The organism is Skermanella stibiiresistens SB22, from assembly GCF_000576635.1.
Classification (GTDB): Bacteria; Pseudomonadota; Alphaproteobacteria; order Azospirillales; family Azospirillaceae; genus Skermanella; species Skermanella stibiiresistens.
This window is the reverse complement of record NZ_AVFL01000071.1, coordinates 1-9,813: the sequence shown is the minus strand read 5'-3', so window position 1 is coordinate 9,813 and position 9,813 is coordinate 1. Positions and strand designations below refer to the sequence as shown.

Genomic DNA, 9,813 nt, shown 5'->3' with positions numbered 1-9,813 from the left:
GGGGGGGGGGGGGGGGGGGAGTGGAGGGCAGGCGGCTCGAACTCGAGGAGATCAGGGTTCGTGGCGAGCTTGCGCTCAAAGAGCGCGAGTTGGCGCTCCGTGAACGCGAGGCCAACAAGCCCCAGGGCATCTTCGGCGGCTTCAGCGCCGTCGGCGTGGGCGTCGCCGTCGCCATCATCGGCTTGGCAGGGAACATCGTCACGACCTACCTGCAGGGAAGCAACCAGATCGCGGCCGAGGAGGCGAAGACGCTAGCCAACCTGAGGCTGGAGCGCGAGAAGTTCGAGACCGGCCTCATCACGGAGGCGATCAAAACCGGGAACGATGTCGAGGCGGCTCAACGCAACCTGAAGTTCCTGCTGGAGGCAGGATTCATCAACGATCCGAACGGGAACATCGCGCGCCTGGTGAGGGACCCGGCCGCAGTTCCGACGCTGCCCTCGCAGTTCGTCGCACCGCGCTTCGAACCGGTCGCCGACTTCACGGAACGGAGCAAGTACCGGCTGCTGGCAAGCCGGGTCGGCCTTCTGCTGGCGGAGAAGTCAAATCGCCCAATCAGCTGCACAGCTTTACGATTAGCAGCCGATCTGGTTCTGGCACCCAGGTTCTGCGTAGAGGGCGCGACAAATCTTCGCCTTCGGATTGACTATATCGAACAAGACGCTTCGGCGTCGACCTTGCTGGATGTGGAGCTGTCTGCGCTGAGCATGGGCACGGAAGAGGTTGGGCATGCGCTGCTACGACTTGCGCCGAGCGATAACCTGATGTTGCCAAGTCATACTCCGTTGCACGTGCGAGCACCGCGACCGGGCGAACCTGTCTTCGTCATCCATCACGCCATGGGAAGGCCAGCGCAGGTGTCGCGGGCAGGCTGCCATATTGAGGACGTGCCGAGGGACTCAAAAACCTTCGTTTACATGTGCGATACCATGAGCGGTTCTTCTGGGGCTCCGGTTTTAGCAGAAACCGACATGGCCTTACTTGGGATGCACATGCTGCGCCATGGCGGCCCGTTAGGCGAAGGCGGAAAAGCGGAAGCAATTCTCATGACGCATATTGAGGCTCAGGATGCCGCCATCGCCTCTGCGCTACGCGCTCCCGGGACGCCATGATGTCAAGGCGGGCGGCTACGTTTGCTAACGGCGATCCGGCACGAGCTGCATCGAAGGGCTGCATCCGGTCGCGCGCCTCGGTCCGGCATCCGCCGCCAGCGTGATGAGATGGACGGCCCACGCATCAAGGCACGTTCAGTGCCATGTGACGGATAGGTCCCTTTCATCCCGGAGATTGTACGATGTCTACGGCGTTCATCGATCTGGCGATAGCGCGGCGGAACCGTCATCCCGCCTTTGACCCATGTCCGGCCCCGTAACGCAACACCGGATCGCCAGCCACCCCCAATGCGCGGTGCGCCTGGGTTCCATTATGCGCTCAGCTCACCCGGTGAGCAATCACCCCTTTACAACTTGTACATTTGGTCATTCACCTAAATAGATTAACCATTGCTATTTTAGGATGTTATAATCAGAAACAATAAAATTGAAATTTTGACCATTTCTATCAAAATCTAACCAGCGCAGCCTAAATATTCTGTAGGAATTGATATAAGTGGATATTCGTTATAACGAATATCCACTTATATCAATTCCTAGTAAAAACGGGGAGTGCTAAATTTACCATTAAGGTAATTTGGACAACCCTTCGTCTCGACAAGAATCTGCAATAAATGATATCTTAAACTGTACGGGCAGTACGAAACATGATGTCAGATGCAGCAAACCCCACGAGCTTGTACCGCCTTGCCCTCGCCGCGCTGCTAACCTTACCACTCGGCCTGCCCCTCACCGTGCAGGCCCAGCAGCAGCAGAGTGGCACCTCGTCGCCACCAACGGCGTCCGAGGCGGCCTCGACGCAGAACTACTGGACCCCTGACCGGCTCCGCTCGGCGCAGCCGCCCCAACTGCCTAGCCCTGCCACCCCGGGCCCACAAGGGATGCCGCAGGGATCTCAGGTCCAGGCACCGGAACTCACGCGCCGGCCGAGCCAGACCGAACAGGGTGAAGGATCGCCGCCCTCGGTCGACCCCGGCGAGAGCCTCCGCCGGCCGCTCGGCTTCGAGCCCAGCCAGGAAACGCCCTCCAGCCGTGGTAACACCACCGAGGCCACCAGCAGCTTCGGCGCGTTCTTCACGACAAGCCGCGTCTTCCCCGACACGGCCACGGTAGTCTACCCCTATGTGACGGCTGGCAAGCTGTTCTTCCGTGACCCACGCACTAACCAGAACTTCGTCTGCTCGGCCTCGGTGCTACGCCCCCGCATCGTCGTGACGGCCGGCCACTGCGTAACGCATCCGAGCACCGACGCGGCGCAGCGCTACTTTCACACCAACTTCCTCTTCGTCCCCGCTTTCAACAACGGCACTGCGCCGTACGGGTCCTGGACGAGCAGCCAGCAGTGGGTACTGAACGCCTGGCACCTGTCCAACGGCTCCGTGCCTAACTCAGGGGACGTCGCGTTCCTTATCATGAATGACCAGCCCGTCGCGGGCCAGACGCAGCGGATCGGCAACGTGACGGGTTGGCTCGGCTGGCGGACCCAGGCACTTTCGCGCAACCACGTCACGATGCTCGGCTACCCGTGCAACCTGGATTCATGCACCCGGATGCAGGAGACCAACGCAGGTACCTTCGCGGACGGGGGCAGCAACACCTTCATCTATGGCTCTGCGATGCGCGGCGGTGCCAGCGGCGGGCCGTGGATCCAGGACTTCGGTGTGGCGGCAGCGGGTAGCCCGCCGGGAACGCTCGCGCTCAACTACCTTGTCGCTGTCACTTCCTACGGCCCAACCGCGACGGAACCGAAGTACCTTGGTGCATCAATCCTCGACAGCAACTTCGTCAACGTCTTGAATAGTGCGTGCAGCGCAAGCCCAGACAACTGTTAGGCCAAGGTCCCGTAGGTGTGCCGGGGCAAGCACGCCCCGGCACCACTTGTCGTGTTCTTGAATGTGAGGACCCGAGCGTGTCCGACACGGATCTAACCGAGGTGCGGCGAGTGCTATTCGAGGGCCTGGGCGGCCGCCGCTACACGCAGGCTTCGCCCATTCTGCCCAACGTGTGGCTGGCCTTCGGCGTGCAGCCAGATGCCCCGCAGGACGTGCTGCTGACGCCGGACCGCGAGGCTCGCGCCGGGCTCGTCGCGCGCGACCTCCGGCTGGCGGTTGACCGACACCGCGCACGGCTGCGCCGGGCCCGCCGGCGAACAGGTGGCGCGCGGGATCCTGCGCGGGTAGCGCACATGCCGGGCTTGGTCGCGGCAAGCCTTCGCTTCGACGAATTGGTGACGCTCGTCCTTCCGGCCACGCGGTGGTGGGGCGAGCAGATCGCCCCGCTCGGTCACGCTCTGGGCCGCGAGCAGGACGCGGCGAGGCGCCTGCTTCCCCTGACCGAGCCCGAGGTGCAGACCATCGGCGCGAAAATCGACGAGTTGGAGGCCAAGCGGCGCGTCGCCGGCGCAATCCTTCGCAAGGGCGAGGAGTTCCCTCATGATCTTCTCTGGATCATTGCATTGGTCGGAACGATTTCCCGCCCCCGGGCGCGACGCGGCGCAACTACGACGCCGAGCGGCCTGGAGCTCGCGCGGGCGTTTAACGTCTTGTTCGAGGACGCGTCGGCGGACCACGAGGAGGTGTCGGAAGGCGACGGCGTCCCAATCGAGCGTTCCATCTGGCAGGTCGCGCTCAACCGCCCGACCGAGGCGGCAATCATGCAGTCCTGCCTCGCGGTGAAGGCCGACGCGGCACGGCGGCTGTTTGATATCTCCTGCCGGAAGGTGACTTGGGCGGTCCTCGACAGCGGGATCGACCGTGCCCACCCGGCCTTTTGGGACTGGGGCGACGGACGTCCTCCCGCTGATGGCGAGGCGAAGCCCTCGCGTGTCGACCGGACCTATGACTTCACGCAGGTGCGCACCCTGCTTGACCCTGCGGCTACGGCGCGGCTGTTCCAGAATGGTGCGACACTGACCGAAGCGCAGCGCACGCTAAAGGAGCGTCTGATCCGCAACCTGCAGGACCTCGGCGTCGCCGAGCCGGAGCGCGAGGCGCCGCGGCAGATACGGGAGCTGAGGAATCGCCTGGAGCAGGGCCTTGAGCTAGACTGGGGACTACTGGAGCCGCTCCTGCGGGTCGCCGCCCCCCACCCTCCCAGCGTCGGCCACGGCACCCACGTTGCTGGGATCCTGGGAGCCGACTGGCGCGTGCTCGGCAGTCCCGTTCAGGACGAGCGCGGCGCGCCGGCTCAGGCCTACAGGGTACTAATGCAGGGGGTCTGTCCGGACATCCGGCTGTACGATATGCGCGTGCTGTCCGAGAACGAGGACGTGCGCGAGTTCGAGGTGATCGCCGCACTGCAATTCATCGGGCATCTGAACCGCCGCGCTGACGCTCGCCTGGTGCACGGGGCAAACCTCAGCTTGTCGACACCTCACGACGTGACCAACCACGCCTGCGGCTCGACTCCTATCTGCGAGGCCTGTGACAGCTTGTGGTCGAGCGGTGTCGTGCTAGTTGCTGCGGCTGGTAACCACGGCCACCAACGCTATCGCTTGGCTGATAACCGCGAGCTCGGAGGCTATCATGCTATCAGCATTACCGACCCTGGCAACGCCGACGGCGTGATCACTGTTGGATCCACGCACTGCAAGGCGCACCAATACGGCGTCAGCTATTTCTCCAGCCGGGGACCCACCGGCGATGGGCGGCGCAAGCCGGACTTGGTGGCCCCGGGCGAGAAGATCACGGCACCGCTGCCGGGGAGCGCGCAGGGCGAGGGCATGGGCACGAGCTGCGCCGCCCCACACGTGAGCGGGGCGGCTGCCATGTTGATGGCCCGCTTCGAGGAGTTGCGCGGGCGACCCGCGCGAATCAAGCAGATCCTCTGTACGACCGCGACTGACCTCGGTCGCGAGCCGTATTTTCAGGGCGCGGGCATGCTCGATACACTGCGCGCGCTCCAGTCCATCTAAGGCCCGCGGCGGGCAAGATAGGGAGAAGGGCGATGGTTCAACTGAAGTCAGTGCCTAAGCCGGCAGCAACAGAAGTGGCGGGGTCGCAGCGCCCACGACCGGAACCGGATCCGGTCCATTCGCGGATGGTACTCGCAGGCTCGCCGAAAGCCCTCACGGGGATGGGGGTGTCGGGCGGGCGCCTCGTCGCCGGTAAGCAGCAGCGGCCTCTCAGCGAAAATCGGGGCCTTGAGACGGTAATCGGCGTCGATGAGCGGACCCAAATCCTTGAGACCGATAAGGCGCCTTGGCGGATGGTTTGCGCGCTGGACATCGAGGCGCCCTGGGGCGGATTCGTGGGCTCCGCCTGGTTCGCCGGCCCGCGTACGCTCATCACCGCCGGCCATTGCGTCTTCGATCGCAGCCAAATGGGCGGCTGGGCGACGAAGATCACGGTCACGCCCGGACGCAGCGGCGGGACAACCCCTTTCGGCTCCTTCGTCGTTACCCGCTTCTCCACAGTGGACCAGTGGACTGATAGTCAGAATCCCGATTACGATATCTCAGCGATCCATCTCGACGAAGCGTATGGCGACGAGCTCGGCTGGTTCGCGATCGGTGCACTGACCGATACGGAGCTCCAGGACCAGCTCGTGAATGTGAGTGGCTATCCATTCGAGCGGGGCGGAGGCACCCAGCAGTGGTGGGCGCGCAACCGCATCCGCGCAGTTGAGCCGCGTCGCATCTTCTACGACGTGGACACCTCCGGCGGGCAGAGCGGCGGTCCCACTTACATGATCGAGGCTAATGGCACCAGCGCGGCGCCGCTCGTCGTCGGCATCCACGCCTATGGTACCGGCGGCACCCCAAACTCGATCCCGCTGCTTGTCAACTCCGCCCCGCGGATCACGCCGGAGGTTGTGGAGCAGATCGGCCGCTGGATCGAGCAGGACAGCGGCAGTCATTGAGCGAGGCTGCGGGGGACCGGATGCTCCACCAGGGCCAAGTGCTGCGCGACGACGGTGCGCCGGTGCCCGGCGCGCTAGTGGCAGTCGTCTCCGGCACGGCGCCGACGCCGGAGGTTGGGATTCGCTGCGACTCCGAAGGAAGATTCCGGATCGCACTACCGCCGGGCCGCTTTCGCCTGACAGCGCACGCACCAGACGGGGCGCTCGGCAGCACTGAGATCGAGGCAGTCGGGGCAACGGCAGCTGCCCCGGTCGAGATCCGCATCGTTCTCGAACGAAGCCCATAGTGTTGAGGCGGGTAGGAGGCATGGTTCTATTGCAGCTTTTCGCGAGGCAGCGGATTGGATAGAGGGGCAGCGTTGGATTTATGCGGCATGAAGGCGCGATCCGGAGCATCGAAACAGGCCGTCCCTTACGCGATCCCGTATATTCCTGCAACTCGCCGAGGCTCGTCGGACTTCTTCCGGACCGACAAGGATTTCGGCGATCCGGATACCTATTGGACCAAGTTCGCCATCCCAAAGGCCGGCGAGGTGATCGGCGAGTTCCAGCCGGCGCTGTTCCGCCGCCTAAGCGCCCAGCAGCCGGCGAGCTTCGGCGATCTCTTCGCTCATCTCGGCCGTGGTGGCGGCCCAGCGCGGCCGGCCCCGCTCCAGGCCGCGGTCGACCGCCTGTTCTCGCCCGAACGGTTGCCGCCCGGCCCAGTTCTGGCGATCATCGAGGACCTTCCCGGTTCGGGCAAGACCGAGGCGGGCGACCTAATAGCCCAGCGGCTCATCGCCATGGGCCGGGCGGACGGGTACTACAGCGGTCTTCCCACCATGGCGACCGCCGATTCCGCGTTCGACCGCAAGGTCGCGGGCGCGCGTGGCTCCTCCTTCGCCGACGCCCTGTTCACCGTATCGCCGCAGGTGGTCCTGGCGCACAGCAAGCGCCACCGGCACGCCGGCTTCCGGGTCGTGCCGACGTGGGCAGCTCTGGAAACGGGAGACGGCAGCGCGCTCGATTGGTTCGCGCGGTCATCCCGCCGCGCGCTGCTGGCTGATTTCGGCGTCGGGACGGTGGATCAGGCGCTGGTCGGGGCGCTTCGCGCCCGGTACGCGACGCTGCGCCTCGCCGGGCTGTGGCGCAAGGTCCTCATCATCGACGAGGTCCATGCCTACGACGACTACATGCAGGTGCTGCTTGGGTCTTTGCTGCGCTACCAGGGCATAATGGGACATTCGGTCGTGTTGATGTCCGCCACGCTGCCCAGCCGGCTCAAGGCGCCGCTGATCCGGGCCTATGCCAGCGGCGCTGGTTGGAATTCGATCGCCGACGCCGCCGAGACCCTCGGGGCCCGCCCTTACCCGCTGCTCACGAAGGTCCATGCCGATGGCATTGGCCTGCATCCGGTGCCTCCCTCGCCCAGTACCGGCCTTCGTTCCGTCCACATCGCACCTGCCCATGACGAAGGGACGGTGATCGCCCGGATCGCCGGGTGGCTCGATGGCGGGCGCTCGGTCATCTGGTTCCGCAACACCGTGGACGACGCGGTCGAGGCGTGGGAACGGTTCCGAGCCCTATCCCGTGAATCGGGCTGGCCGGAGCCCGTGCTGTACCATGCCCGCTTCCTCCCAGCCGACCGCGCCGCCGCCGAACGGCGGCTCCACCGCATCGCCGGCAAGCACGCCGTTCCCGCGGATCGCCGAAGCCGCCTGGTGATCGCGACGCAGGCCGCGGAACAGAGCTTGGATCTGGATTTCGACGAGTTGGTCACCGACCTCGCTCCGGCGGATGCGGTCTGCCAGAGGCTGGGGCGCCGGCGCCGTCACGCGCGGGCGTCCGACGGCTCACCGGCCATCGATGGCATCGACCGGCGCCCGGACAGTTCCATCCTGCTCTTCACCCCAAAGCTGGATGCGCGGTCGGCCTCCAGGGACTGGTACCGGCGGACGTTCCCCCATGCCGCCAACATTTACACCAACGATGCCCAGCTCTGGCTGTCGGCCTGCCTGCTGACCGAGCCGGAAAGTTTGCGCGGGAAGTCCCGCCCGGAAGGCGGCTTCGTTATGGCTGAAGACATCAGGCCCTTGATGGAGCGGGTGTATGCCGATCCTGCCGATCCAGCCTTCAGGCAGGCTGTGCCGGCCGTCCTGCTCGGACGCCATTACGCCGCAGTCGAGGACGACTTGTCGAAACACAGCAAGGGCAGGCAGGTGGCCCTCGCGTTCAAGGGCGGTCTTGTCGTCGAGTGGAACGCCGAGAGGCGGGCGGACGATGCCGACTTGGATCCGGAGGACCCGAAGACCCGCTTGGGCGAGAACTTCAACGTGCTCCTGGCCATGGTCGAAGGCGGCATTCCGCGCTTCCTCGACGAGGACGGTGATCCGCTGGAAGCCTCCGAATGCCGCTGCCCGGCTCGCCTGCGCAATTTACCGGAGCAGGAATCCCTCAAGTCGCTCCTGACGAAGCATCTCCCCGAACCCCAGCGGAAGAGGCTTCGCGACCGCGATATCATCCTCCTCACCCCGACCGACGGTGGAAGCTGGTACGGAGAGGCCGACGTCTCGGATCGGGAAGGCCGGTTTCCCCGGCAACGGGGGAGGGTGACCTACAGTCCGATCACTGGTCTGCGGGTTGCCAGACCGACTCGATAGGCGCGCCCAACCTAATCCAGAGTATTGGGCATCCACGCTCTACGGTGACGCGATCTTCATCCGTCACCTCCCACGTGATTTCGATCCCGGCCTGGGGTGCTCAGCGTGGGGAAGCTGCGGCAAGATGGAAGCCTATTCGTCGTGGGACTTTCGGTGCATCGATCTTATCCCGCCTGGTGCTTTCTGGGTCAGGCCCCTCCGAAACCGGTCGGTGCGGAATGGCCAACCTTGCCAATGCGCGGCACGGCATGGGATCCATTGTTCCGGAAAGACGAGCTCTGTGGAGGCATCATGGACAGCTGGAACTCGACGGAAGTCCCCACCTTCACGCTGATCAAGCCGAAGGGCGCCTTTATCTAACCCGTATCACTCGTCCGGCAGGAAATCCGGGTCCAGCAGCTCGGCCTCTGCCCACGGGCACTGATCCGGGAAAGCGCGACGGCCGATGCCGGTCTCCTCACCGGCCCAGCGGACCGCGCGCGGCCACTCAGCCTGGAGAAGGCGGGAAATCTCCCCCGTCAGGCTTGGGCTGTCGGCCAGCAGGCGGTCGATCTGGTTCCGGCTATCGCGGATGGAGCGGCGCCAGCTGTTGCCGCGGCGCCCCGGCTGGTACCGCCACTTCAGGAGATGGGCCATCAGCCGCTCGAGCTGGCTGGCCAAGGCGCGACGCTCGGCTCGGACCATGGCGTCCAGTTCCTCGGCTATGTGGACTAGGTCCAGTGAATTGACGCTGCCGCGCCGGGCCAGATCGGCCTGCTCGCGCGCCCACGCCGTCAGATCGGTCTCGTACAGGGCTGTCATCGACATCGTCTCCCAGCCAATTGTCGCTGATTGAATATCACCAATGGTGGTGACCAGTCGATGCGCCAGAGGTGATGGTAGACAAGTGGGGTGCCGCCATGGACCGTGCGGGATCATGGGCTAACCGTTCCAAGGCGTCACCCAACTCTGGATACGCTTGGTGGCGTGTTGCAGGGATATGCGGGATCGCGTAAGGGACGACCTGTTTCGATGCTCCGGATCCTGCCTTCATGCCGCATAAAGCCAACGCTGCCCGCCGCCACCACATTCCGCGGCCGAAGCGACGCGTGACGAACTGGTCCGATTATGACGAGGCTCTGCGGCAGCGGGGCAGTCTCACCGTGTGGTTCACGGATGAGGCGATCGTCGCGTGGAAAGCGGCGCCGCGGACCACACCGGGC

Annotated in this window: 7 protein-coding genes and 1 pseudogene; 7 read left to right on the top strand and 1 reads right to left on the bottom strand. The window is 64.9% G+C overall.

What is annotated here, in order from left to right; genetic code table 11:
- From N825_RS35060 to cas3, 6 genes are all read left to right on the top strand, one after another.
- Positions 1-1,112: trypsin-like serine peptidase (locus tag N825_RS35060; RefSeq protein WP_211098449.1), on the top strand; the 1,112-nt coding region annotated here is incomplete at its 5' end.
- Positions 1,113-1,993: 881 nt separating this feature from the next.
- Positions 1,994-2,944: a trypsin-like serine peptidase gene (locus tag N825_RS35055; RefSeq protein ID WP_157619773.1), complete on the top strand. Its 951-nt coding sequence runs from the start codon at positions 1,994-1,996 to the stop codon at positions 2,942-2,944.
- Positions 2,945-3,021: 77 nt separating this feature from the next.
- A complete protein-coding gene (locus tag N825_RS37430) occupies positions 3,022-5,025 on the top strand; it encodes a S8 family serine peptidase (protein WP_051514203.1) in 2,004 nt (667 codons plus the stop codon).
- A gap of 32 nt (positions 5,026-5,057) precedes the next feature.
- The gene (locus N825_RS35045) at positions 5,058-5,972 is read left to right on the top strand and encodes a trypsin-like serine peptidase (protein WP_084165407.1); all 915 of its coding nucleotides are present in this window, start codon (positions 5,058-5,060) and stop codon (positions 5,970-5,972) included.
- A 20-nt stretch (positions 5,973-5,992) separates the two neighbouring features.
- Positions 5,993-6,259, top strand: a complete 267-nt coding sequence (locus tag N825_RS41115; RefSeq protein ID WP_211098447.1) for a carboxypeptidase-like regulatory domain-containing protein — start codon at positions 5,993-5,995, stop codon at positions 6,257-6,259.
- 87 nt (positions 6,260-6,346) lie between these two features.
- Positions 6,347-8,611 (top strand): CRISPR-associated helicase Cas3', encoded by a 2,265-nt coding sequence (gene cas3, locus N825_RS37425; protein ID WP_051514196.1) that lies wholly within the window; start codon positions 6,347-6,349, stop codon positions 8,609-8,611.
- Between the two features lie 366 nt (positions 8,612-8,977).
- Here cas3 and N825_RS35030 read toward each other — a convergent pair whose 3' ends face one another.
- Positions 8,978-9,412 carry a DUF29 domain-containing protein gene (locus tag N825_RS35030; RefSeq protein ID WP_245613335.1) on the bottom strand — a complete coding sequence of 145 codons (435 nt, stop codon included), beginning with the start codon at positions 9,410-9,412 and terminating at the stop codon, positions 8,978-8,980.
- A gap of 266 nt (positions 9,413-9,678) precedes the next feature.
- Here N825_RS35030 and N825_RS40685 point away from each other — a divergent pair.
- A pseudogene (locus N825_RS40685) lies at positions 9,679-9,813 on the top strand (IS5/IS1182 family transposase); the annotation flags it as partial.

Excerpts from the sequence above, each read along its gene's own strand:
- N825_RS41115 (WP_211098447.1), top strand. The coding sequence starts at position 5,993 with ATGCTCCACCAGGGCCAAGTGCTGCGCGACGACGGTGCGCCGGTGCCC.
- N825_RS35045 (WP_084165407.1), top strand. The coding sequence starts at position 5,058 with ATGGTTCAACTGAAGTCAGTGCCTAAGCCGGCAGCAACAGAAGTGGCG.
- cas3 (WP_051514196.1), top strand. The coding sequence starts at position 6,347 with ATGAAGGCGCGATCCGGAGCATCGAAACAGGCCGTCCCTTACGCGATC.
- N825_RS35055 (WP_157619773.1), top strand. The coding sequence starts at position 1,994 with ATGCCGCAGGGATCTCAGGTCCAGGCACCGGAACTCACGCGCCGGCCG.
- N825_RS35030 (WP_245613335.1), bottom strand. The coding sequence starts at position 9,412 with ATGACAGCCCTGTACGAGACCGATCTGACGGCGTGGGCGCGCGAGCAG.